The following is a 23,751-nucleotide window of genomic DNA, read 5'->3' on the forward strand; positions in this document are numbered from 1 at the left end:
TGCTGCCCGGGCCCTTCTGAATCACTTTCCAGCGGCTTTTCTCAGTATCGCGGCCAGTTCTTTGAAGGCCTGCTCCGGTGTCTTCTCTTTCGCTATCGCGGCTTTGATGTGGTCGTTTATCACCGTTCTGTTGGCCTGAACGATCGCCGCGGTGTCGGGATCGTACCAGTCGGGCACCATACTACCGCGTGTCGATTCGGCCAGATCCTTCATAACGACGGCGTACACTTCACTGATCAACGGATCTTCGATCTTGACTTTGTCGGCCAGATCCTTGCGATCCGGTATGAGGTAGAGCTTGCCCGCGAACTCGGCCAGATTCTCCTCGTTCGTCAGGAAGAACGCCAGAGCGGCACCCTTCTCGGTGAACGGCACGATGTACTTTCCTCCGGTCATCACGGCGCGCTCACGTTTGTACGGCCACATGATCACGCCCCAGTCGAACTTCAACTGTTCTCTGAACTGTGCGAGCATCCAGGTTCCAGACACGTACATCGCTGCGAGTCCGTTCTGGAAGTATTTTGCAGGGGCATCACCCGTCAACCAGACGGCTTTGGGTATCAGATCTTCGTCGTGCAGTTTCACGAAGAACTCGAGCGCCTCGATGGATTCCTTCGAATCGATTATGATGTTCTTTCCTTCCCTGTCCCATATGCCTCCACCGAACACGTACAGCAAGTTCGAGAACCTGTAAGGACTGAAGTCGTAAACCAGCGCGTACCTCGCCGCACCGCTCTGCTTGATCTTCTTCATGGCTGCGTACCACTCGTCGATGGTCCACGGCCTGTCCTTGGGCGGTTCGATGCCAGCCTTTCTGAAGATCTCTTTGTTGTAGAAGATTGCGTGCGCGTCAGACGTGTAGGGGATACCAACGACCTTGTTGTACTTCTCGTAGAGCTTCTTGAAACCTGCTTTGTAGAAGGACACGTTTTCGAGCCATTCTTCGAACTTCATCCCTGTGTATTTCTCCACCAGCGGTTTCAGATCGATCGCGTAATCCACCCACGGGAGCAGATCCGTTTCTCTCGCCACGTCCGGTGGAGAGCCAGCCTTCGCCATCGCGGCAAGTTTGGGCTTGTACTCCAGATAGTAGGGCAGGTTCAGTATCACCACCTTTTCACCCGTTTGCTTCGTGAACCTTTCAGTCTGAGCCGTGATGAGGTCGAAATCAGGCCCATCGGTGAACCACATGAGCACGGTGTCTGCAAAGATCGATATCGCAGCGACTGCCAGAAGAACGACCAGCAACCTCTTCATACAAACACCTCCTCCCTGAAGATTCGAATCACAGTCCCATGAACCTCTGCTGAACGGCAAAAACGGCTCCAAGCGCAACGTCGAAATCTTCGATCAAGCCTTTGTGCAGATTCAGATTCTCGTGGAACTGGGATGGAAGGATTTGCTTCAAAGTTGGTATCATTATTTCGACGATGCGTTCGTAATGTTTGTGCCCGATCCTGCCCTTGATGACGATTTGTTGTGGATCGAAAAGCAGTATCGCGTTCGCAAGGGCCGCGGCGACGTGCCTCAGACCACTGATCAACAGGCACTCGAATTTCCCGTCGATTTGCACATCGAAGATGTCTTCGACGTTCACCTTCGCATCTTTCAGTCTGATCGTGATCGCGTGTCCAGAAAAACGTCTTGCCAGATGCCCGAAATCTTCGATTTCACAAAGCTCAGGCTCTGAACGATCCAGGTCTGTGACCATCCAGCCGAACTCCCCCGCCTTGCCGTAAAAGCCCTCATATATCTTCCCGTTCAGTAGAACTGCGGAGCCAAGACCGCTGTCTATGAAAACGAAGAGAACGTTCTGAGCGCCTTTTGCAGCACCCACGCGGTGTTCGGCCAGTGCGGCAGCCTTCACCCTGTTCACAACGATCACGTTCAGGTTCAACCTCTCTGTCAGAACGGATGCAAGATCGAAGTTCGTCAGACCGAGCGCTGGTGCGGTCCTCACCACACGACTCGTCGGATCCACCATCCCTGCTATGCCTATGCCCACACCGAGGATCTTCTCCTTCGGCAAACTGTTTTTTTCGAGCGAGCGTTCCACTCTCTCCTGGCACAGATCAATGAGTTGATCTTTCTGCAAACTGTCGATCTTCTCCTGCTCCGAGTGGACGATGCGACCTGACAGGTCTGTGACGATCAGTTCGAAGTAACGTTCTTCCAGTTCGATACCGACGCAGTACCAGGCATCGGGCACGAACTTCAGCGACACCTTTGGCCTACCGGCCGGCATCTTCCTCGTTCCAGATTCGACCACCAGGCCCATTTTGATCAACCTTGCCACGACGTTCGTCACCAGTGGTTTGCTGATGGAAAGCTTCCTGGCTATGTCGAGCCTGGAAATGCCGGGATTGTCTCTTATCAGTCTCAGTATCGTCGCTTCCAGTTCTGTGAGCAAAACGGCCCCTCCATTAGTTATCCCCCATTAACCAATATGATGATAAAACCACAGTAACGTTTTTGTCAAACGACGAACCAGGTCATCATCCCGTGAGAACTTTAAATAGCAGACAAAACCCGAGCTGTATTGACCACAAGCATCTAAATAGCCGTACGATTTAAGTTATCCACTGAAATCGATCTTTTGCTGGTTCGATGTTCAAACTGTTTAATCTTCCCAGTAGGTGAAACTGGTGTTCAACGTTCAAAAGTTTCTTCAACTGATGCAGCCGAAACGGTGGGTGAACTGAGATCTTATGCAGGAGTAAAGAGACATTCCGGCAATCCCATACTGACGAGAAAGGATGTGCCGTACCCTTCAGCGCTGGTCTTCAACCCCGGCGTGTGCAAATACGGTGGAAGATATGTCATGGTGTTTCGCAACGACTATGGATCTTTTGAGGAACAGAGAATCGAAGGTACCAACTTGGGACTTGCGTTCAGTGAAGATGGAATCGAATGGGAAGTCTCGTCCGAACCTTTGCCCATGTTCGTTGATGAACCGGACGCGATCAGGATCTACGATCCCAGGCTGGTGGTCTTGGAAGGAAAACTTCTCATGACCTTCGCACTCGACACGTTTCACGGTATCAGGGCGGGCATCGCGAGCACGGAAGATTTCAAGAACTTCGAATTGATACATCTTTCTACACCGGACAGCAGAAACATCGTACTCTTTCCAAGGAAAGTAAACGGTTACCACGTGAGACTCGAAAAACCGTTCCCCATGTACGGAAGGCTGGGAATGGAGAGGTTCGACATCTGGATCAGCTTTTCGCCGGATCTTCGGTTCTGGGGAGAGAGCAAACTGCTTTTGGCTGTGGAAGATGTGTCTTTTGCTAACTGCAAGGTGGGGCCTGGGGCGCCACCTATCGAAACGGACAAAGGCTGGCTGGTGATATTCCACGCGGTCGATGTCGATCCGTCAAGGGGCAAGAACGGCTGGGAAGACAAATGGACCAAGCGCTACAGCGCAGGTGTCATGCTTCTGGATCTGGAAGATCCGACGAAGGTGCTGGGCGTACACGAACAGTCCATCCTGGCACCTGAAACAGAATACGAAATCAGTGGAGGTTTCAGGAACAACGTCGTTTTTCCAATAAGAGCCGTCCTGGAAAATGAAGAAGTGAAGATCTATCACGACGCGGTGGACACGGCGATCTGCCTCGCGACGGCGAATGTGAACGAGCTGGTCGGGCTTTGTCTCAAAAATTCCTGAAGAACGTCCCTGACCCGGTGGTTCTTCAATCGAGATCTTCGGTGCGTTGATCCCCGGGTCCAGCAGGATCGATCGTGAACCGAAACGAACGCCGTTGTACAACCTTATCGTTCCCCGAGCAGGAGCTTTTTCAGATGTTCTTCTTCCTTCGCCATCTCCTGTGGTAATTCCTCTCCTTTTCTCTTCATCTCCAGGATCGTCTTCAACTTCTCGTGCACGGATTTCGTCAAAGGATACTTGAGCGCTGCGAACAGACTCAGCAACAACAATCCCACCGGGAGCAACGCGAAGAAGAATCTCAAAGCCATAATGAACGATTCACTCTGCGGTTGCTGAACGAGTTTTTTCACTCCATCGACGATCTCTTCCTTCGGTGGTATGTAACCCGCCAGGGCGATGATGTTAGATATCAAGAACAGTCCCACCGCGGAGCTGAGTTTCCTCATGAAGGTGAACAATCCTGAGTAGATTCCTTCTCGGCGCTGACTACTCCTGAGCTCGTCCGTATCCGGTATGTCCGCGAACATCGAGTAGATCATGACCACCACGGAGCTGGTTCCAACACCCACCACCGCTGCAAACAGATAGATGACGAACGTTGGGCTCGTCGGTAGTATCGCGAAGCTGAAGAGCATCGCAACGATCCATACCGTCAGGCCGAGTATGAAGGCGGTCTTCTTTCCAAATTTTTTCCCCAGCGCCGACCAGAATGGAATGAAGAGAATCTCAGAGATGAGCAGTGTCCCGAGGGTGAGGTTCGTGATCTGCCCCCTGTTCAGATAGTAGGTCATGTAGTACACTAAGATGCTCATGATGACGTCCATACTCAAAAAAGAGAACAGATACATCAAAAGGACTTGGACAAAGCTGCGGTTTTTGAACGGTTCGATGAAGTTTTCCCTGAAACTGAACTTCGTTTCCTTCCAGAATTCTGGCCTTTCTCTCGTGGCGGTGAAGACCAGTATGAAAGGCAGTGCGAAAAAGACTCCAAAGAAGGTGCCCATCACCGTGAAGCCTGTTCTGGGGGATGGGAAGCGTTTGACGATCTCCAGCGGCAGTATGGCGCACAGGACTGAAGAAAGCATCGAAAAGAACATCCTGAAAGAATTCAAAGAGATTCTCTCGCTGTAATCCATGGTCAGCTCGGGTGCGAGCGCGTTGTATGGAATCATGACCATCGTGATGATCGTGGCGAAGAAGATGTAACTGAAAAGTGCGTAATAAAAGCGCGATAACTCGCTGTGAAAATTGGGAACGTACCACATCAGGAAGAAGGAGAGGAAGATGAGAGGGATGCCTATCAAGAAATAAGGTCTGCGCCTGCCGAATCTGGTTCTGGTCTTGTCAGAGATGATGCCCATGATGGGGTCCGTGATGGCGTCCCAGATCTTGCTCACCATGATCACGGTTCCAGCCAGTGCCGGATTGATGCGCATCACATCCGTGAGGAAGTAGAGATAGTAGGTACCGATGATTATGAAGGCTCCTCCTCCGTAGAGATCCCCAATACCGTAACCGATCTTGGTTTTCAGACTCAGCCTTTCTTTCTCCACAAAACACACCCCCCACGAAGGAACGATTGTATCCGCGCGGTTTCACCTCACGTTGTCTGGATCGTACACCAGCACCGCAGAGCGGTGGGTGACGTAGAGCCCTTCGAAATTGCCAAAGTTGTAAGGTTGACCCACCAGCTTTCCTTCGACGACCAGCCGAACCGCCTCGATCAGGTCTTTGAGGTGCTGAACATCGAAAATTTTCGACTCGGTGAGATGACCGTGGTATATCTTCTCGAAGCCATCGGTCTGCAAAAGCTTCTCGAGACTCTCAAGATAAACCGCGAGGGATAGACAACCTGGAAGATGCATCCACGTGTGCCCCGCGCCGATCGCATCCCCGCTGAACAAAAGCTTGTTCTGTCTGTCTATCAGCACTACGGAGCCGGGTGTGTGACCGGGCACTTCGAAGACCTCCAGGCACCTCCCACCGAGATCGAAGACGTGCCCTTCCCTCACGTCCATGAACCTTTGCACTGGCACGTTCAGTTTGAACAGTTCTATTATGGAAAGGTCTCTGTGGTTGAGGTAAACCTTCTCGAACTGGTCTGCCTGCATGATGTGGTCCCAGTGTGCGTGGGTGATCACCACGGACAAAGGTTTCTTCGTGATCGATCTGACGAGAGCCTTCAGGTCCCCTTCACCCATGCCGGTATCGATGAGGAGCGCTTCACGTTCCCCTTCGACCAGGTACATACTGTCTTTCCTGTAATCAATGATGTGCCAAACACCTGGTTCAACCTGTGTGAAGGAATATTCGTCTTTCTTCATACTCTACCCCCCGATGATTGAGAGTCAGATTCGAACATCAACCGATGCGCTTCACGCTGTTGCGCACGACCAGCTCGACATCAACGATCGTTTCTTCCCGGTCCAGCCTGCCGAGAACACCCTGGAACGCGGTTCTACCGAGCTGGAACCTGTCTATCCTCACGGTGGTCAGAGGGGGTGAAACTATCGATGAAAAGACCAGATCGTCCACCCCAACGACGCTCATATCTTCCGGAACTCGAAGCCCTTGATCGTTCAGACACTTTATGGCCGCGTAGGCGAAGATGTCGTTGTAGCAGAACACCGCCGTTTCTCCACTCCACAGGTTCTTCAGGAAATCTTCGAACGTTCGGTAGGCATTTTCGAAACCCTCCGCAGAATTTATCACGCGGACCTGTGCCTCATCACCCGCGCCGTTCAGGAAGCCTTTCAACCTCATCTGAGATGTGAACTTGTGCGGCAGGGAGTTCAGCATCACGATCTTTCTGTGACCCATCTGCACCAGATGTTTTGCAGCCAGATAGCCTGCCTTGATGTCGTCCGGCCTGACGGAGAGCAAGCCCTCATGGTGTGAACCAACCAGGACCACGTTTATTCCAGTGTTTCGAACCCAGAGCAGAAAGTCCCAGTTCTGCTGCGTCGAGGTGATTATCAGACCATCGACACGCCGTTCGATCAACCTTATGAGTGCAACCTTCTCCCTCTCTGGATCGCGGTAGCTGTTGACCAGGATCGTTTCGTAACCTTCCGCGTACGCGACTTCCTCTATACCCCTCAACACGTCTGCGTAGAACGGGTTCGAATTGTCGACTATCACGACGCCTATGATCCTGGTCTGACGGTTCCTCAAAGAGAGCGCCGTCTTGTCCTTGTAATAACCTATCTTCTCGGCGATCTGCAGGATCTTCTGCTTCGCCTCCGCACTCACGTAGCCTCTTCCTCGCAGCGCCCTCGACACGGTGTTTATGGAATATCCACTGAGCGATGCGATGTCCTTGATCGTGGGTCTCTTCGCTTTCCTCATTTTTTCACCCGCTCAACACACGCTGTTTTCCGAATATGGAACCGTCTCAAGTAATTCTACACCGAGCCACCGGAACATCTCCACCAGGTGCTTCGCCCAGTGGCCTCGCACGACCGCGAAGTGGTGTTCCAGCCTGTGACACATCAGCGTGTTCACGAGGTCCAGAACTTGAAGTTTCCTGCCCGTATGGTCCTTCAGGTTGGAGAACCAGCCCCTGCTGCCGTCGAAGGAAGGTTTCACATCGCCGAGGAATTCGCCTTCGAAGACGAACGCTTTTGTTCCGTTCTCAGTCAATCTCAGAACGGTCGCGGGCATCGGATCAACCACCATCTCCGAAACCGGCGCCACCTCCAGCCAGCCTTTCTCAGGATCGTAAGGACCCGGATTGAAATGTTTCTTCATGAACAGGCGGTTCGAATAAGACTTCATACCAACACCGCAGTGCCAGAACAGCAGGCTCTCGTCTTTCAGATCCAGGCTCACAACGTCGAAGAGCATCGCTGGATGATTGCTGATGAGTTTCAAAACGAGCATGCTCAGGGCTCCAAGCACATCCCCTTCGCACGCCACGACGAAGCCTTCATCGTTGAGGTAACCCATCGAAGCGCACGGCACCATGGAAAGTTCGCTCCTGAACCTGGGCCAGCACAACAGTGCGATCGCTCCACACTTTTCAGTTTCACAGATTTCTCTGAGCGTTCTTATCAGAGATGCGGCTGGACCGAGCGTTCTTTCGGAGAGCGAATCGATGCTTTCATGCCTCCGTTTCAGGTCCGCAACGACATCTTCAACGTCTTTCTGTTTTTGCATGAGATCTTTCAGCGTCTCGAACGGTACTTCTTTGATGTGCACACCGAAGATCTCTCTGATCCTTTCCGCATCGTACGCCAGACTGTCGAATCCTGGCGCGTGACCTCCGATCTGAACGATCCTTTTATCTTTCAGATTCTTCAGGGCGCTCAGGGCCCTGATGGTCATGGAAAATCTCTCACGAAAAAGTTTTTCCTCCGCGTAACCGTAGAACCATTTGAATTTTTTGTGCGGGGCCGCGAGCTTCATCAAACTCGCGTTGAGATTCATTGCGCAGAAAGAGTTCTGCGGCAAGGGGCCTGAATCCGATTGCTCTGGGACGGACCACAGGCCTATGAATGCATCCGTCTGAGCCAGAGTTTGTACCAGATAACCAGATGCGAACGAAACGTTCAGAATCAGAAGAAAGTCCACAGCCTGGCTTTCGATCTCTTCTTTAGCTTTCTTCGCCTCGTTCACATCGCTCAGCAGTTTCGAATAAGAAAACAGTTCGAAGCCGAGCTCTTCTGAAAGCTCTTTCAAACCTTCCACGCACCTTCTGTAGACACTTTCCTTGTCGCCTCGAAAGTTCGGTTGCATCAGGCCAACAAGTCCGACCTTTACTTTCACCACTTCATCTCACTCCCCGCCCTGATGAAGAACGGTGGTCGACCGATCGGCGCTTCGACTTCGTGCACGCCACCGCGCAGCAGTTTACCGCTCCAGTAATGTATCCATTCGTCCTGCGGGAGATAGACCTGCCATCTATCCACGTTCGGTTTGAGCACGGGCGCCACAAGGATGTCCCTGCCGAGCAAAAATTCGTACTGTTCCGTCCAGCACCTCTCTTCGTGTGGATAGTGGAGAAACAGGGGCCTGAAGAGTGGCAATCCTTTTTGCTGGTATTCCTTCAGGCACGCGAGGAAATAATTCTTCAATTTCACATGAAGATCCGTCATCTCGACGAAGTGCCTTATCGTTTCTTCGTCAGAATCGAACTGCCAGTTCTCGTCCGGCCAGTTACCTTCGTGCGTCCTCATGACTGGTTCGAACACGCTCAGCTCGGTCCACCTCATGAACAGCTCTTTCGTTCTGACCGTCCTGATCATTTCTGGAACGTTTTTCGCGAGCGTGGTGTAACCGCCTATGTCGGAATGTATCTGAGAAACTCCGCACATGGAAAGCGACAGCTTTGCAGGTATCACGGAAGCTATACCATCGTCCACGGACCAGTTGACCAGCTGGTCTCCGTGCCAGTAGAGCGGGGTGAACCTGGAACTGTTCAGATAACCCGAGCGCATGAAGAAGACCAGATCGGATCTTCCGCTCTCTTTCACAGCTTCATAATTCAACCTCGCCCATTCCACGGGGAACCTGTTGTGGAACGTCTCCGCCGGCTCACCGCTGGACAGGACGGCGTCGGTGGGGAGGTATTCTCCGTAGTCTGCCATCCAGCCGGACAGACCTATTCCGATCATGTTCGATTTGATGATGCCTTTGAGCCACTCGAACGCTTCAGGGTTCGTCACATCGACGATCGCCGCCGGGAAGGTCGTCACAACGATGTGGTATTCCTGTCCGTTCGATCTTTTCACCAGATAGTTCTTCGCTGAAGCTTCCCTGTAAAGTGATCCTTCGAGTGCAAGAAAGGGATTGATGTAGCCCAGCGCCCTGATTCTTTGTGAGTGCAGATCCTCTATGGTTTTCGGCAGATTCGGATACAACTCTTCAGAGTAAACCCAGTTCCACATCAACTGTTTTCCAAAGCTCGTCACGCGTTTTCCTTCCCAGTCCTGGATCCACACGCCCGCCATCTTCAAACCGTTCTTTGACATCTTCTCGATCTTTTCGAGCATCGTTTTCGTTCCGCCCTGAATGCCGAGGATCGCACCATCCAGGACCCATTCTGGAAGGACGGGCTGTGTTCCCAGAAGCTCGCTCAACTTTCCAAAGAGGTCCGACCAGTCATCGCTTCTGTAAAGGATGATCTCGATCGGCATCTGCCAGACGCATATTTCAAAAACGTCCGGTTTTCTGAAATCGAACTCCATGTACGAAGAACCGTTCACGATGCAGAAATAGCCTTTCGAACTGACGAACACTGGCTGTGGATAGTAGGTCGTGTACCAATCTCCCCCGGCATCGTAAGCCCAGTCCGCGAACAGTGTGATCAGGTCCTTCCTGTTGCGTCCCACTCCCTGTTCCGAAACCCAGATGGGTAGTTTCCTGCCCCTGAGGTTGAAGTGAGAGTACTGCTCCCCACAGCCGTAGACGAACTCGTTCTCCGACGCGGGCAATCTGAACCAGAGCCTGTTGAAACCATCCTGGAGTGGTTCGAATCTCACGTGTAATTTTCCGTCTTTCTCTGTGAGACTCATTTTTATCGTTTCATCAAACAAAACAACGTTTTCGTTCACACTGAAACGTTTTGCAGGGTACTTGCAGAACAGTTCGTCTTCCATTCTGAAGTTCCCGTGCGACATCTGGTAAGTCGCCGTCCCGCGTCCGTAATGGATCAGGGGCCTTTCGAGAGTGTGTTCGAGGATCAAGTCTTTGTGCTTCACGCGAAAGCCGGCGCTCGAAGTCTCGATGTTCATCGCGTCACCTCCCGGTTTCGAACACGACCGTCTTCAGTTCTGTGAGCTCTTCTATTGCGAACCTCATGCCTTCCCTTCCTATGCCGCTGTCTTTGTAACCACCATAGGGCATGAAGTCCGCCCTATACCTGGTGCCCTCGTTGATCAGCACGCCTCCGAACTGCAACTTTCTGATGGCCTCGAACGCTTCGAACAGATCGGAGGTGAATATCGAAGCCTGAAGACCGTAACGGGTCGAGTTCGCTTCGTCTATGGCCTCCTGCAACGTTTCGAAGCTGTTCACGGCGACACCAGGTCCGAAGAGTTCCTCTCTCATGATCTTTGTCTTCCCGGGAACTTCGAGCAGGACCGTTGGCTCAACGAGCGTGTAGTTTCTTCGACCACCCGTTGCGAGTTTCGCGCCGGCCTGGATCGCTTCGTCGAACCACTCCACGATCCTCTGTGCGTTCTGCTCGTCTATCACGGGACCCATGTCCGTCGTTTCGAGTTTCGGATCACCGACCTTCAATTCTTTCACAGCCTTCAACAGAAGCTCCACGAACTCTGAAAAGACTTCCCTCTGAACGTAAACCCTCTGGACGGATATACATACCTGACCTGCGATGGAGTAACCTCCGGAAACCACGGCCTTAACAGCCTTTTGAAGGTCTGCACTCTTCGTGATTATGACGGGAGAGTTAGAACCAAGTTCCATCAGAATCTTCTTCAGTCCAGCGTTCTTCGCTATTTCCTCTCCAACGCCGACGCTCCCCGTGAAGCTCACAACACGGACCCTTCTGTCTCTGACCAGTTTCATTCCCACTCCACCACCCGGTCCGGTGAGAACACTAAGCGCCTGCGGCGGTAGCCCAGCTTCGAGCAACGTCTCACCCAAAAGGAGTGTGCTCAAAGGGGTTTTGGAAGCCGGCTTGACGATCACGGCGTTGCCTGCAGCGATGGCCGGACCGATCTTGTGAGCACACAGTGCCAGCGGTACGTTGAACGGTGTTATCGCCACGACGACGCCGGCCGGTTCTCTCACGAAGTAACCAGTTTTGTGTTCTGAACCCTTTAGCGAGTCGAAGGGGATGGTTTCTCCGTGTATCCTCTTCGCCTCTTCACTGCACAGTTCGAACAGTTCGGCCGTCCTCACCACTTCGGCTCGTGCTTCCTTAACTGTCTTTCCAACCTCCATAACGATCGTGTCAGTGAACTTTGCCTCGTTCTGACGGATCAAATCCGCCGTGCGCTTCAGAATCGTGGATCTTTCATAGGCGGAGAGATTGCGCATCAACTGTGCACCTTCTACGGCACTTTCCAGGGCTCGCTCGACGTCTTCCTCTTCGGCCACGGGTACCGTATCGACCACACTACCGTCGTAGGGGAAAAGGACCTCTATCTTTCTGTCCCTGTCGATCCACTTTCCTGCTACAAGCATCTTCATGCGCTTCACCCCGCTACGCACTCGGATAGAGCTTGGTCGGCACGAACTCTCTGTGGTTCAGGATTTCAGCCTTCACGAATCTGCCACACGCAGTTTCAACGACCCTGCTGAACAATCTTTCCGTAGCTTCGTCCAAGGAGATCTTGAGCCGAAGCAGATCGGAGACGTCCACATCGATGTGCTCGGACATGGACTGCGCCGTCTTCGGATTGGCGGTGATCTTTATGACGGGCACGATCGGATTGCCTATGGGATTGCCCTGGCCGGTCGGGAACAGATGGATCGCGGCCCCTGCGGCTGCGAAGAGCGTCACCGCCTCGGCTGCAGCCGAAGAAGTGTTCATGAAGTAAAGGCCTTTTGCTGGTGGTCTTTCTGCCGGCTCGAGCACGCCGTCCACCATCGCGTTCCCTATCTTCTGCAAGTTACCGAGAGCTTTTTCTTCTATTGTGCTCAACCCTCCAGCTATGTTTCCCTGCGTCGGCTGTGAACCGAGCAGGTCCACGCCCTGAGATTTCACAAGCTGCTGGTACTCGTCGAACATCCGGATGAATTTCTGTCTCTCCTGTTCGGACTTTATCCTCTGGATCAAGATGTGCTCCGCACCGGTAAGTTCCGTCGTTTCACCGAACAGCACCGTGCCACCCATCTCCAGAAACCTTTCCGTGAACCTGCCCACAACCCTGTTGGCACCCAGACCGGACGTCGTGTCGGACTCTCCACACTTCAAACTCACGATCAACTCTGACAGATCCACCGTTTCCCTCTTCAGGTTCGTTGCATCTTCCACGAACTTCACTGCCGTGCGCGCGGCTCTTTCGATCGTTCTGAGCTGTCCGAAACCTTCCACCCAAAAGGCTTCAACCCATTTTCCACTCTTCGCGATTTCTTCCGCCACCTTGCAAGTCCATTTCGGTTCTACCCCTATAACGACCACGGCTGCCACGTTCGGATTCAGGCCCGTCCCGATCAGAGTTTTGAAGAACAGTTCCAGATCCTTTCCGAACTGCAATCTACCGTAAGGATGTGGGATCGCGAGAGTGCCGTTCACAACTTTTTCAACCGCCTCGGCCACCGCGTTTGATATGTCATCTATGGGAAGTATCAGAACGTAGTTTCTCACACCGACTGAACCATCGGGTCGTCTGTAGGCCAGTATTTCTCTCTTCATTCCGATCACCCCCATCTCAAACTTCGAATGTTGTGTACGTGAACGTGCGCGCCCTTAGCGATGTTGTCAGTCGCCACGCCGATGATCTCGCCGTACTCGATGATTTTCTCACCCTTCTGGATGTCCCTCAGCGCAATCTTGTGGCCCAGGGGGATGTCCTGAACCGCGTCGAGCTCGTAACTGAACTGCCCATCGACGGTCTTTCCGGAAACGTGTTCATTCTTCTTGATGTCTCTGACCGCCACGCCCACATGATCGCCGTCTCTGTGTACCAAGAAATCCACCATTCAGGACCCTCCCTTCCTGTAAAGCTCGTTCCAGGCGTTACAGAAGATGTCCAGACCCATCTGCGTGTATGGATTTTCGAAACATCTCTTGTAGACTTCCCAGGATGCCGTGACGATGTCCGCACCGGCGAGGGCGGCGTCAACGATGTGCTTCGCAGATCTGATCGCAGCGACCAGGACTTTGGACGAGAAGTTGTAGTTTTTGATTATCTTCACGATCTTCGACACCAGCTCAGCGTCGAAATCGCCCCTCTCCTCTTTCCAGCCCACAAAAACGCTTATGTAATGGGCTCCGAGTCTCGCCGCCTGAAGTGCCTGGAACGGAGTGAAGATCAGCGTCATGTTCACTTTCACACCCTGTTTCGCCAAACGCGCGAGCGCCTCGAAGCCGGCCTCGGTGGCCGGCACCTTGATGACGAAGTTTGGACTGAGATATGCCAGGCGTCTGGCTTCTTCGACTATCTCGTCGGCGGTTTTGAGGTGGGGGTTCACCTCAAGGCTGACGCTTATATCGGTACCCTCAACGATCCTCTTGATTTCCTCTGCAAACCGTTCCACGGTCATGTTCGCGGCGAACAGATGTCTCGGATTCGTGGTGATCCCATCGATGTGCCATTTTTCGATGGCGTACTTTATCTCTTCCAGCTTCGCACTGTCCAGGAACAGTTTCATCCGCTCACCTCCATCAACCTTTCAGCCCTCCGCTCGATAGACCCCTTATGATGTATTTCTGAAATCCCAGCGTGATGGCGAACACGGGAATGAGCATGATCGTCGCACCTACAGAAAGCTGTCCCCACAATGGCGCGTATTGGCCCAGAAAGGCGTTCACAACGATAGGAGCGGTTTTTGATCTTGGCCCGCTCAAAACCAGAGCGTAGAGGAACTCGTTCCAGGACATCAGGAACGCGAAAACTGCTGCCACCACGATGCCGGGTGCTGCGAGCGGGAAGAATATCCTCCAGTAGATCGAAAAAGGTTTGCAACCGTCCACCCTTGCGGCTTCTTCGTACTCTTTTGGTATGCTCGCGAAGAAGGGTAAGAGGAGCGCTATCACGTAGGGTAGATTGAAGCTTGTGTGTGCCACTGCAAGTCCCATCACCGTGTCTTTCAGCCCAAGGTTTCTGAAAAGGATGTAGAAAGGAAGGGCAAGGGTGATCTGAGGAATCATTCTCAGCATCAGGATAAGAAATATCAAGAACGTGTTTATTCTGAAACGGAACCTTACCAGTCCAAAGGAAGCCATCGAACCGAAGAACACCGACACGGCCATGGAACTGGTCGCGACGATCAGCGAGTTCTTCAGCGCGAGACGAAAGTCTGAATTCTCAAACACTGCTCTGTAACTTTTCAACGTCGGTTTGAAGTAAAAAGGCCCCCTGGCCCAGATGTCTATGTCCCTTTTGAAGCTGTTCGTTATCACGACTCCTATCGGCACCAATTCGATGGCCACCAGGATCAGGCACAAAATCAGCCTCAGGGACTTTGCTTTTTTCACGACACTTCACCCCTGAAACTCACTCTGACCAGGTAGAACGAGAGTGCGAGAGAAACTGCCAGGAGGAAGACCGAAGCAGCCGAGGCGTAGGCCACCTTTCCGAATTCGAAGGCCTGCTTGTGGATGTACAGAGGAAGCAGGAGCGTCGCGTTCGCAGGTCCCCCATAGGTCATCACATACACTTCGGAGAAGATCCTCAGAGCGTCGATCATCCTCAAGAGCACCGCCATCGTCATCACCGGTCTCAAGAGCGGAAAGATGATGTGAAAGACCCGTTGCCAGAATTTCGCGCCGTCGATCTGTGCTGCTTCCAGATACTCGCTCGGAAGTGAAGACAGGCCGGCGTAGATGATCATGAACATGAACGGCCACATGCGCCAGATATCCTGCAGCACGACAGTCACGAAGGCGTATTTCGTGTCTGCGAGCCAGGCTTTCGGACCGAGAGAAATGGAGTTGAAAAAGCTCGCCAGAAGACCGTATCCAGGCTGCAGCATCAACCTCCAGGTCAATCCAGACACGACAGGCAGAATGAAGACAGGAAGCATGAGCAACGATCTGAGCAACCTACACAGGGGAAAATCTTTCAAGAAGAGAAGGGCCACCAGAAAACCAACAAACAGTTCGAGAGGGATCGCGAACGCCATGAAGCTCAGCTGAAGCTTCAGAGAATGCCAGAAAAGCTTGTCCGATACGACGTTAGAGTAGTTCGAGAAACCGACGAATTTCGGTGCGCGCAGATAGAGGAGTGTCCTGTCTGTGAAAGAGAGATACAGCGAGAAGATGACAGGATAGATCGAGACGGCGAAGATGACGATTAGGGCCGGAAAAACAAACAAGAAGAGAGGGCCGAGCCCCCTCTTCTTAATAGCCGTACTTCTTGAGAAGCTCATTGATCTCTCTCGCCATCCTGTCCACAGCTTCCTCGGGAGTCATCCGGTTGGAGATGGCGTTCAGCCAGTGCGTCCTTATGATGCTCGAAACCTCAGGATAGTGTTCGAATCTGGGCCTTTCCACCGCGTACTGCAACGATCTGTAAATGCCGGCGAACCACGGTCTGTCTTTGAGAAATTCTGGATCCTTGAGCAAGGATTCGCGTGCGGGTGTGAGACCCTTCGGTATGAGCTTCTTTCCCGTCTCGATGGACATCCACCAGTAGGCGAACTCCGCAGCTGCCTGCTTCTCCTTTGCGGCCTTCGGTATTGCGACGATCCAGGCACCCCTGATCGCGGCCTTCCCCGCGGGACCGGCCGGTGGCTCTGTGTACTCTATCTTGCCGTACACCAGAGACTTTTCAGGGTTTTCGAGATCCGGTATGAGTGCAGGCCAGTTGAACATGGAAAAGACCTTTCCGCTGGAGAAGGCAGCCATCCTCTCCGCGTGTCCCATATCAAGGGCGCCTTCCGGGGCATACTTGAGCAACTCTTTGTAGAAGTTGATCGCCTGTATGGCCTTGTCTTTGTCGAGGGCGACTTTGTAACCGGTCTCGTCAACCTGCAGGACCTTGGTGCCGAAACTTTCGAACATCCAAATGGCTTCGCAGGTCGCACCCTCGGTCGGTTTTGTGAACGGTGCCCAGCCGTATATGCCTTTCTTCGCCAGGAACTTCGACATGTCCAGCAGTTCGTTCAGCGTCTGAGGAACACGCATCTCGTAACCGTACTCTGCTTTGAACTCATCTTTGTACTTTTCGATGATGTCTTTCCTCGTCAGCCAGACGTAGATGTTCGCGTTCACCGGTAAGCCGAGGAACACACCTTTCCACTGACCTGCAGCGAAAGCCAGAGGCATGATGTCGTTCATGTCTGGCCTGGGGTAGACCCTCGTCTCGGGCCATTGATCGAACGGCAACAGTAGCGGTCCGACCATCGGGATGTTGGGTTCATCCACGGCCACCAGATCGTAATCTGCGCTCTGTGCCGTGATGCTCATCAGGGTTTTTTGAAGCAACGTTCCGCTCGGAACCAGTTCGAGGTTCACTTTGATGCCAGTTTGCTTTTCAAAATCGGGAAGTCCAGCCTTCAGAGCTTGGGTCAGAGCATCGTCCCACAGAAGCACGTTGATCGTGGTCTTGTACACTGCTGAGAGTGAGAGAACACTTACTAGCGCGAGGCAGAATACCAGCAACCTCTTCATACAACTCCCCCATGATGTGGTAACGTTACCACACATATTAGAACGCAGTTTCCATTTTTTGTCAAGATGAAACACCAAAAACAAAGGGCCCCATCACGGGGCCCTTCATCCTGTGTGGAACACCTTATTTATTTTTTACTTCAGAACCTTCCCGCACCACGTTCGCCAGCTCGATACAACCGTTCTACGATCTTTAAAGATTGGTACAGTGCCAACGTTTGTTTTCTCTCTTCACCAACAAGATAAACGTTTCTTGAGCTCATCACGTGTCCATCGATTTCCATGACGATGGGACATTCTATGACTTTCAACTCTTGATCCACTCACACTTCAGCTGTGACAGCATCGTAGAGCGTTTCCAATGGTTCAAGCCAAGCAAAGTACGAGCCAAACCACCACTTACCTCTGTGGCTTTCTGGGAACGTTCCCCACTTGTTAGATACGAAGGATTTCTTTGAGAGCGTGTAACGGTACACTGAATCGACTGTGTCAATAAGCATCATGCTTTCTCCGAGCGGTGGATCACCAGCGCGCCCACCATGTCGCCCGTGACGTTCACACAGGTTCTTCCCATGTCCAGGATCCTGTCGATACCAGCGATCAAGGCGATACCTTCCATGGGAAGACCCACAGACGTGAGCACCATCGTGAGCATGATCAAACCTGCGCCTGGTACACCGGCTGTACCTATGGACGCCAAGGTGGCCGTGAGCACGATCAAAAGCTGTTGCGAAAAGTTCAGCGATATTCCAAAAATCTGCGCGACGAACAGGGCACATATACCTTGATACAGCGCCGTGCCATCCATGTTTATCGTTGCACCGAGGGGCAAGACGAAACTGCTTATCGATTTTGGAACGTTCAGTTCTTTCTCGGTCACTTCCATCGTCACCGGTAGCGTTGCGGAACTGCTGCAGGTTGTGAAGGCGACCAGCATCGCCGGTGCAACCTTTCTGAAGAATTCACCCGGGCTCATCTTACCCAAACCCTTCACCAACAGTGAATAGACCAAGCCGGCGTGGATCGCGAGTCCTATGTAGAGTGCGATTATGAGTTTCAGCATCGGAAGGAGCGCCTTTGCACCGTGCGTTGCCACGACCGGAACGATCAGCGCGAACACGCCGATCGGCGCGTACCACATGATGATGCGAACGATCTTGTAGCTCACTTCAGCCAAGCCATCGAAGAAGTTGAGCAAAACCTTCGCTCTTTCTCCCACCAACGTGATGCCGATACCCACGAAGATCGCGAACACGATTATCTGGAGCATGTTCGCATCGACCATCGCCTTGATGGGGTTGGTGGGCACCAGGTTCAAAAGAACATCCACCAGTGAGGGCGGTTTGGCAGCAGTCACTTTCGCGTCGGACGGAAGCGTCAGACCTGAGCCGGGTTGCATCAGATTTCCCATGATCAATCCTATGGTGACAGCCAACGCTGTGGTCAGAAGATAGTACGCGATGGTTTTAGCTCCCAATCTGCCAAGCTTTCTGACGTTCTCAACGCTCGCCGTACCGACCACAAGAGAGGCGAGCACCAAGGGCACAATGATCATTCTGATGAGGTTTAAAAACAGATCTCCAAACGGTTTGATGTAGCTCTGTGCGAATTTTGGAAAAGGTTGAAGGATCAAGCCAACAACCACTCCGACCAGTAAACCCACCAAGATCCTTGAGGTTATACCTAACTTCATGCCGTCTATCCCTCCTTAAGTGAATTATAAAAAAATGGAGGGGGTGATCCCCTCCATCAGAAGACCAGTTATGCAAGATTAGAATTCGAAGATTTCGATGAAATTGTTGTCTCCATTGTAAACTGTTATCTTTCTGTGTTTGGTTTTCTGCATGGACACAGGCATTTCCAAATAAGCTGCATCTCCAAAGGCCATATACACATCGTAGGTGCCAGGCTCGATCCCAACGAAGGGTAGGAAGCCGGCATCGTCTGATTTTCCGTAATACACAGGCACAGTTTCGTTTTCTGGGTACATCGTTACGTAGACCTGCGGAGCTCCGAGCAATTCTCCTTCGATGTTCACATAGAACTTGAAATAAACATTTGCGCCTTTGTCAGACGGTAAGGGCTGTGTCAACGCCTTAAGCGCATTCACCCTGCCCCATCCGCTGTCATGGTCAAAACCGGGCGCCATGATGTCGTCCGCCGTCGCAGCAACATGTTTCCTGATCTGATAGACTGTGTAATCCACTCCTTCTTCGTCCAGTTTCTCAAGCAGCAAAGCCACCAAGCCAGAAACATGCGGGGTTGCCATGCTCGTTCCACCGTAGAAGGCGTACGGATTTTCACCGTCGAAGAATTCGTCAGTGTCCCATAATGGCACAGTGGAAAGGATCGTGTAATCACCAGGTGCAGCAACCGTGACCCACCTACCGCGTGTGGAGAAATGGGTGATACCATCGACCGCGGTGCTCGCAGCAACGTTTATAACTCCAGGATGACATGATGGGTAATGAATTTCATCTACATGGCCGTTACCAGCAGAAGCAACGACAACACCTCCAGACCAGATGACGTACGCGATTGTATGGGCCAACGTTATTGAATAGCCTTTTCCGCCCCAGCTGTTTGAAAACACCCTTGCACCGTTTTCTAACGCCCACAAAAACCCTTCTGCAACATAATCGTCGCCTATGTATCCATCTTCATCAAATATCACTATCGGCATGATCTTGGCGTTTGGAGCCACACCGACAACACCAATTCCATCCTTCTTTGCAGCTATTGTTCCAGCAACGTGAGTTCCATGAGCGCCACCGAAAGAACTGTCTGAATCTGGTGGCAAAGTTTCACCTGTCGAAGGTCTGTAGCCCTCGACAAGCTGGCCCTGTAAATCCGGATGAGTACCATCCACACCCGTATCTATCACCGCAACTATGATTCCTTCACCTGTGTAACCGAGTTCCCACGCTTCGGGCGCTTTCACTTTTCTTATACCCCAGAGCCATTTCCAGAACTCTTCTTCCTCTTCGACAGTGATCGCTTTTGTCTTCAATGTAGATTCGAGCAGGTCCTTGGCATTGTCGTTCTTGACAGGTTCTATCAGGTATCTTTTGTAGCTCGGTTCGACGTAACTTATCTTTTCTCTCAGATCAGCGTTCTTTTTGAGCTCCTCCATGATCTCTGTTCTGATCTGTGAGTAAGGCAAAGACGTTTTGAAACTTATCGCGTTGATCTCTTCAAGATCTGCCCTAACCGTTGCCGTGGGGTCTATCTTGCTGACAAGGTCTATGGCATCCTGTTTATTGGCTTTGTATCCAACTATGACGATGCCTTCCATGATCTCTGCGTCTTCATCGATGGGAACCACGATGTTTTCAATGTTCGAATTCGGCGACGTGTTCTGATTGATCATACAGCTTGAGAGTGCAAGAAGAAGGACAGCTAACACAAACATCAATATCTTTTTCATCTTCTTCCCCCCTTTCACTCACCAGTAGTGAACCTGTTGAAATGATCGGCGTCATTTACCCACCGGTCGAATTCACGATAATAGTCTATGGTTGCCGAGAACCATATTCCATCGTCTGTTTCATAATAAGCAACTGCTATGTCCAAGCCCCATTCGTAGGTTTTGAACTTTTCAAGTGGATCGAGCTGATAATCGTAACTGTAGTCTGGGTAGATTCTGATCCATGAACCAGAGGTTGGATCGAACGGCAGGCTCACCAGTTGTGGTCCCTCGGTGTAAGTGAAAGCATCGTAGAAGATATGTTGATCACTCACGGCCGTATCGTAAATCCAAGGACCGTAATAGACGAAGGTTATTTCTTCATCCGGTATTTCGTTTCCACCAATATGCGGTGTTGATGTCCAGTCTCTCCAGTCGACCGGTTTCCAGACGAACGTTGGTGTGCGGGACACGTTGGTCTCGTTGTCTGCAGGCGAAATCAATTTGACCTTGAACAGATCAAGCGGTACAACTTCAACAACGTTGCTGTTTTCTGATTCAGTTCCATCTACATAAACTGTTCTTACAGTGTAATAATACTTTTTGCCCGGTTCAAGATCAAAGCCTTTGTCAAATCTGAAGTAAGATGTGGTAAACGCTACCTTTTCCCAATTTTCACCATCGGTTGATCTGTAAATGTTGTACCCGGCTCTGTTAGTGCTTGGTGCATGCTCCCAGGCAAGTTGAACAAAGATGTTTGTTTCAGGTATGTTGTGTTCTGGCTTATAACCCTTAAGTTCTTCGATCATTTCTTTTGGCAGTTTTTCTTCAAGTATTTGTTTTATTGGACTTGGCAGGCTGTAGTATTCCACATCGGCATCACTTGTCCAACCAGCATACCAAAGTCCTGTAGGAGCATACCTTGCAGTAACTTCTGGTGGTGTTCTGTCGATTGTAAGATAAACAATTTTGTCAACTCTTGTATCGTTCGGTGTGTAAACAACCACATGCATCGGCACCGTGACATTGTCGAACCTCGTAAGAGACAACGTGGTTGTGAACTCATACGTGTCTAAAGCAATAGCATCTCTTGCAACAGCACTTGGTACGTAATCCAAACCAATGTACATCACATACATCACTTCAGAGCTTGTCACCTTAACTTTTACAGAGTCAAATGTCAATGTTGTGGCCTCTGGATCAGGTATAGGAGCACCTTGTGGGGTGAACAGTTCTACTGTAACATGTGGAACAACATCATAATCTGTCATGGCCCTTCTGGAAAGCGTTTCAATGGTCCTTAGAATGCTTGGATCGTAGTTTTGAACAACACTCGTGGCCCTTCCCTCACCGGTGATCTTGACATCGTATCTACCATCTGGCAGGTAAAATTTTGCATGCCCATTTTCGTCTGTTGTGGTTGAAATAACTACATCTGAATTTTGGAGAATATCAACGGTTGCCCCAACGGTTGCTTTTCCAGTTGTGAAATCAAGTACTTTCACTATTGAGAGGTTTTCACCCACCGTGAAGCTCCAGACAGGACTTTCCACAGAGTTTGTTCCATCAGAAACGACGACCTTCCAGTAATAAGTCTGTCCAGGTGTCAGATCATTGACGGTGTACTCCGGCCGGTGGGTTTCTCCAACTTTGTTCAGATTCGTAGGACTCGTTCCAAGGTAAAGCGCAAAAGTCAGAGCTTGATCATCAAGATCCTCGGCACTGGCTTTGAAAGTGACAGCTTTGGTGGAAGCAAGAACGGCAACGTGAGAACCGTCTTCAGGCTGGATCAGGGAGACTTCCGGCGGACGGTCGATCCGAGCAACGCATCCATAGAGTACTATGAGCAGGAGAACTGCAAAACTGAGGAACTGCTGGACGCCCTTCCACCTCATGGATACACCCCCTTAATAAGGTTGAGTTCAGCTCTCATTATAACACAACAGAATATATAATTGCAAGAGTTCGATTCTGTCCAATTCACCTAGATCGTGAAGCGTTGCACCAAGCGAAGTATTCCTGTGCCAGCACGCCCATCACGATGACGTCGTGGTACTCGCCCTTCAAATACCTCGCCTTTCTCAAGACGCCTTCTTTCACAAAACCACACTTTTCGTAAACGTGGATCGCGCGGGGATTGTAATCGTACACCCTCAGCTGAACGCGGTTCAGGTTGAGATATTCAAAGGCGTATTTGAGTGTGAGGCGTGTCGCTTCCGTCCCGAGACCCTGGTTCCAGAAATTTTTGTCGGTTATCGCGATACCGAACTCGGCGCACCTGTTCACCCAGTCGATGCTGTGCAAACCCGTCGTTCCAACCAGCTGGTTCGTCTCCAGCGGTACGACGGCGAAGACGATGTCTCTCTGGTTCGAATAGAGATTCCTGATCCACTCCTCTTCCCTGATCCTGTTCAAAGGAAAAACGCTCAAAAGATACTGTCTCACTTCTTCATCGTTGATGTTCAAAAGTCTGTCGAGGTCAGAGAGCTCGACTGGTCTCAGCATGATTTTTTCACCTTTCAGTATCACCATTCGCACCTCCTCGGCGTAGTTTTATGTACATTTTACCTTGGTTCTTGAAAACTTTAAAGGTATCTGGTAATATTGTCTCGGCTGGAAGGGAAAGGGGTATGCGACATGGCGAAGAGGTGTGAGATCTGCGGAAAGGGCCCTGTGGCTGGCAAGAACGTGAGCCATTCGAACAGGCACACACCGAGGATGTTCAGGCCGAACATCCAGAGGGTGAAGGTGGTACTCGAGGACGGCACGATCAGGACGATGAGGGTGTGTGCCAAGTGCCTGAAGGCAGGAAAAGTCAAGAAAGCAGCAACAGTCTGATCGCGCGGAGGAACCGCGCGATCTTGTTTTTTGCTAAAATGTAGTTGTGAGACTTGTAAAAGGACGGTGGGCGCTGTGGATCTGAAGGATTTCATCAGGGATATTCCCGACTTTCCCACGAAAGGGATCATCTTCAGGGACGTCACCCCGCTGCTGAGAAACCCTGCGGCCTTTCAAAAAGCGATCGACGAGATGACCAGGACCATCCAGGATATGAACTTCGATCTCATCGTTTCGCCAGAAGCGCGTGGTTTCATCTTCGGTGCGGCTCTCGCTTACAGGCTTGCTAAAGGTTTCGTACCGGTGAGGAAGCCGGGAAAGCTTCCGTACCAGACTGTTTCTGTCGAGTACAGCCTGGAGTACGGAACAGCACAGCTTCACATGCATTCGGACGCCGTACAGAAGAACCAGCGCGTGGTCATCGTCGACGATGTTCTGGCGACCGGAGGTACGGCCGCGGCGATAGTGGATCTGGTGAAAAGCGTCGGCGGCGAAGTGGCGGGAATGTGTTTTCTCATAGAGCTGAGTTATCTCAGTCCGCGTGAAAGGCTCAAAGGTTATGATGTGCGTTCAGTCCTGGTCTACTGAGGA

The 23,751-nt window shown here is 51.5% G+C and carries 22 protein-coding genes; 3 read left to right on the forward strand and 19 right to left on the reverse strand.

Annotated elements, in window-relative coordinates; translation table 11 throughout:
• Positions 1–21 precede the first annotated feature (21 nt).
• Both TSP01S_RS01795 and TSP01S_RS01800 read right to left on the reverse strand, forming a co-directional pair.
• The gene (locus tag TSP01S_RS01795) at positions 22–1,257 is read right to left on the reverse strand and encodes an ABC transporter substrate-binding protein (protein WP_041075960.1); all 1,236 of its coding nucleotides are present in this window, start codon (positions 1,255–1,257) and stop codon (positions 22–24) included.
• Positions 1,258–1,285: 28 nt separating this feature from the next.
• Positions 1,286–2,410: an ROK family transcriptional regulator gene (locus TSP01S_RS01800; RefSeq protein WP_041075962.1), complete on the reverse strand. Its 1,125-nt coding sequence runs from the start codon at positions 2,408–2,410 to the stop codon at positions 1,286–1,288.
• Between the two features lie 279 nt (positions 2,411–2,689).
• On the opposite strand from TSP01S_RS01800, the gene TSP01S_RS01805 reads away from it, so the two are divergent.
• Positions 2,690–3,670, forward strand: a complete 981-nt coding sequence (locus TSP01S_RS01805) for a glycoside hydrolase family 130 protein (protein ID WP_041075964.1) — start codon at positions 2,690–2,692, stop codon at positions 3,668–3,670.
• Between the two features lie 104 nt (positions 3,671–3,774).
• Here TSP01S_RS01805 and TSP01S_RS01810 read toward each other — a convergent pair whose 3' ends face one another.
• The 17 genes from TSP01S_RS01810 to TSP01S_RS01895 all read right to left on the reverse strand — a co-directional run bounded on the left by TSP01S_RS01810 (position 3,775) and on the right by TSP01S_RS01895 (position 22,851).
• Positions 3,775–5,223: an MFS transporter gene (locus TSP01S_RS01810; protein ID WP_041075966.1), complete on the reverse strand. Its 1,449-nt coding sequence runs from the start codon at positions 5,221–5,223 to the stop codon at positions 3,775–3,777.
• Between the two features lie 42 nt (positions 5,224–5,265).
• Positions 5,266–5,994, reverse strand: coding sequence for an MBL fold metallo-hydrolase (locus TSP01S_RS01815; protein ID WP_041075968.1), 729 nt, complete (start codon positions 5,992–5,994; stop codon positions 5,266–5,268).
• Between the two features lie 37 nt (positions 5,995–6,031).
• On the reverse strand, positions 6,032–7,018 hold the full coding sequence (locus tag TSP01S_RS01820) for a LacI family DNA-binding transcriptional regulator (protein ID WP_041075970.1): 987 nt from the start codon (positions 7,016–7,018) through the stop codon (positions 6,032–6,034).
• Positions 7,019–7,030: 12 nt separating this feature from the next.
• Positions 7,031–8,440 (reverse strand): hypothetical protein, encoded by a 1,410-nt coding sequence (locus TSP01S_RS01825; protein ID WP_041075972.1) that lies wholly within the window; start codon positions 8,438–8,440, stop codon positions 7,031–7,033.
• A complete protein-coding gene (locus TSP01S_RS01830; protein ID WP_041075974.1) occupies positions 8,434–10,404 on the reverse strand; it encodes an alpha-glucosidase in 1,971 nt (656 codons plus the stop codon). The genes TSP01S_RS01825 and TSP01S_RS01830 overlap by 7 nt, the downstream gene beginning before the upstream one ends.
• Positions 10,405–10,408: 4 nt before the next feature.
• Positions 10,409–11,827 carry an aldehyde dehydrogenase family protein gene (locus TSP01S_RS01835; RefSeq protein ID WP_041075976.1) on the reverse strand — a complete coding sequence of 473 codons (1,419 nt, stop codon included), beginning with the start codon at positions 11,825–11,827 and terminating at the stop codon, positions 10,409–10,411.
• 13 nt (positions 11,828–11,840) lie between these two features.
• A complete protein-coding gene (locus TSP01S_RS01840; protein ID WP_041075978.1) occupies positions 11,841–12,995 on the reverse strand; it encodes a UxaA family hydrolase in 1,155 nt (384 codons plus the stop codon).
• A gap of 5 nt (positions 12,996–13,000) precedes the next feature.
• Positions 13,001–13,282, reverse strand: a complete 282-nt coding sequence (locus TSP01S_RS01845) for a UxaA family hydrolase (RefSeq protein ID WP_041075980.1) — start codon at positions 13,280–13,282, stop codon at positions 13,001–13,003.
• Positions 13,283–13,954 carry a transaldolase family protein gene (locus TSP01S_RS01850; RefSeq protein ID WP_041075982.1) on the reverse strand — a complete coding sequence of 224 codons (672 nt, stop codon included), beginning with the start codon at positions 13,952–13,954 and terminating at the stop codon, positions 13,283–13,285. It abuts the gene before it with no gap.
• 13 nt (positions 13,955–13,967) lie between these two features.
• A complete protein-coding gene (locus TSP01S_RS01855; protein WP_052463449.1) occupies positions 13,968–14,780 on the reverse strand; it encodes a carbohydrate ABC transporter permease in 813 nt (270 codons plus the stop codon).
• Positions 14,777–15,619 (reverse strand): carbohydrate ABC transporter permease, encoded by an 843-nt coding sequence (locus tag TSP01S_RS01860; protein WP_231848583.1) that lies wholly within the window; start codon positions 15,617–15,619, stop codon positions 14,777–14,779. The genes TSP01S_RS01855 and TSP01S_RS01860 overlap by 4 nt, the downstream gene beginning before the upstream one ends.
• Positions 15,620–15,644: 25 nt before the next feature.
• Positions 15,645–16,916, reverse strand: a complete 1,272-nt coding sequence (locus TSP01S_RS01865) for an extracellular solute-binding protein (RefSeq protein WP_041075986.1) — start codon at positions 16,914–16,916, stop codon at positions 15,645–15,647.
• 140 nt (positions 16,917–17,056) lie between these two features.
• The gene (locus tag TSP01S_RS01870; protein WP_408033230.1) at positions 17,057–17,227 is read right to left on the reverse strand and encodes a pantoate--beta-alanine ligase; all 171 of its coding nucleotides are present in this window, start codon (positions 17,225–17,227) and stop codon (positions 17,057–17,059) included.
• A gap of 188 nt (positions 17,228–17,415) precedes the next feature.
• Complete coding sequence (locus TSP01S_RS01880; protein WP_041075992.1) at positions 17,416–18,609, reverse strand: dicarboxylate/amino acid:cation symporter; 1,194 nt, start codon at positions 18,607–18,609, stop codon at positions 17,416–17,418.
• A gap of 78 nt (positions 18,610–18,687) precedes the next feature.
• Positions 18,688–20,343, reverse strand: coding sequence for a S8 family serine peptidase (locus tag TSP01S_RS01885; RefSeq protein ID WP_052463450.1), 1,656 nt, complete (start codon positions 20,341–20,343; stop codon positions 18,688–18,690).
• Between the two features lie 14 nt (positions 20,344–20,357).
• Positions 20,358–22,217, reverse strand: a complete 1,860-nt coding sequence (locus tag TSP01S_RS01890) for a carboxypeptidase regulatory-like domain-containing protein (protein WP_041075994.1) — start codon at positions 22,215–22,217, stop codon at positions 20,358–20,360.
• A gap of 85 nt (positions 22,218–22,302) precedes the next feature.
• Entirely contained in the window at positions 22,303–22,851 is a 549-nt protein-coding gene (locus TSP01S_RS01895; protein WP_052463605.1) for a GNAT family N-acetyltransferase, read from the reverse strand.
• A 108-nt stretch (positions 22,852–22,959) separates the two neighbouring features.
• Between TSP01S_RS01895 and rpmB the strand changes: the two genes are divergently transcribed.
• Positions 22,960–23,160 (forward strand): 50S ribosomal protein L28, encoded by a 201-nt coding sequence (gene rpmB / locus TSP01S_RS01900; protein ID WP_041075998.1) that lies wholly within the window; start codon positions 22,960–22,962, stop codon positions 23,158–23,160.
• Between the two features lie 75 nt (positions 23,161–23,235).
• On the forward strand, positions 23,236–23,748 hold the full coding sequence (locus TSP01S_RS01905; protein WP_041076000.1) for an adenine phosphoribosyltransferase: 513 nt from the start codon (positions 23,236–23,238) through the stop codon (positions 23,746–23,748).
• Positions 23,749–23,751: the final 3 nt, after the last annotated feature.

This window comes from Thermotoga caldifontis AZM44c09 (assembly GCF_000828655.1).
Taxonomy (GTDB): domain Bacteria; phylum Thermotogota; class Thermotogae; order Thermotogales; family DSM-5069; genus Pseudothermotoga_A; species Pseudothermotoga_A caldifontis.

Coding starts and splice junctions, on each gene's coding strand:
- TSP01S_RS01795 (WP_041075960.1), bottom strand. CDS start 1,257: ATGAAGAGGTTGCTGGTCGTTCTTCTGGCAGTCGCTGCGATATCGATC.
- TSP01S_RS01815 (WP_041075968.1), bottom strand. CDS start 5,994: ATGAAGAAAGACGAATATTCCTTCACACAGGTTGAACCAGGTGTTTGG.
- TSP01S_RS01820 (WP_041075970.1), bottom strand. CDS start 7,018: ATGAGGAAAGCGAAGAGACCCACGATCAAGGACATCGCATCGCTCAGT.
- TSP01S_RS01830 (WP_041075974.1), bottom strand. CDS start 10,404: ATGAACATCGAGACTTCGAGCGCCGGCTTTCGCGTGAAGCACAAAGAC.
- TSP01S_RS01835 (WP_041075976.1), bottom strand. CDS start 11,827: ATGAAGATGCTTGTAGCAGGAAAGTGGATCGACAGGGACAGAAAGATA.
- TSP01S_RS01840 (WP_041075978.1), bottom strand. CDS start 12,995: ATGAAGAGAGAAATACTGGCCTACAGACGACCCGATGGTTCAGTCGGT.
- TSP01S_RS01845 (WP_041075980.1), bottom strand. CDS start 13,282: ATGGTGGATTTCTTGGTACACAGAGACGGCGATCATGTGGGCGTGGCG.
- TSP01S_RS01850 (WP_041075982.1), bottom strand. CDS start 13,954: ATGAAACTGTTCCTGGACAGTGCGAAGCTGGAAGAGATAAAGTACGCC.
- TSP01S_RS01865 (WP_041075986.1), bottom strand. CDS start 16,916: ATGAAGAGGTTGCTGGTATTCTGCCTCGCGCTAGTAAGTGTTCTCTCA.
- TSP01S_RS01880 (WP_041075992.1), bottom strand. CDS start 18,609: ATGAAGTTAGGTATAACCTCAAGGATCTTGGTGGGTTTACTGGTCGGA.
- TSP01S_RS01885 (WP_052463450.1), bottom strand. CDS start 20,343: ATGAAAAAGATATTGATGTTTGTGTTAGCTGTCCTTCTTCTTGCACTC.
- TSP01S_RS01890 (WP_041075994.1), bottom strand. CDS start 22,217: ATGAGGTGGAAGGGCGTCCAGCAGTTCCTCAGTTTTGCAGTTCTCCTG.
- rpmB (WP_041075998.1), top strand. CDS start 22,960: ATGGCGAAGAGGTGTGAGATCTGCGGAAAGGGCCCTGTGGCTGGCAAG.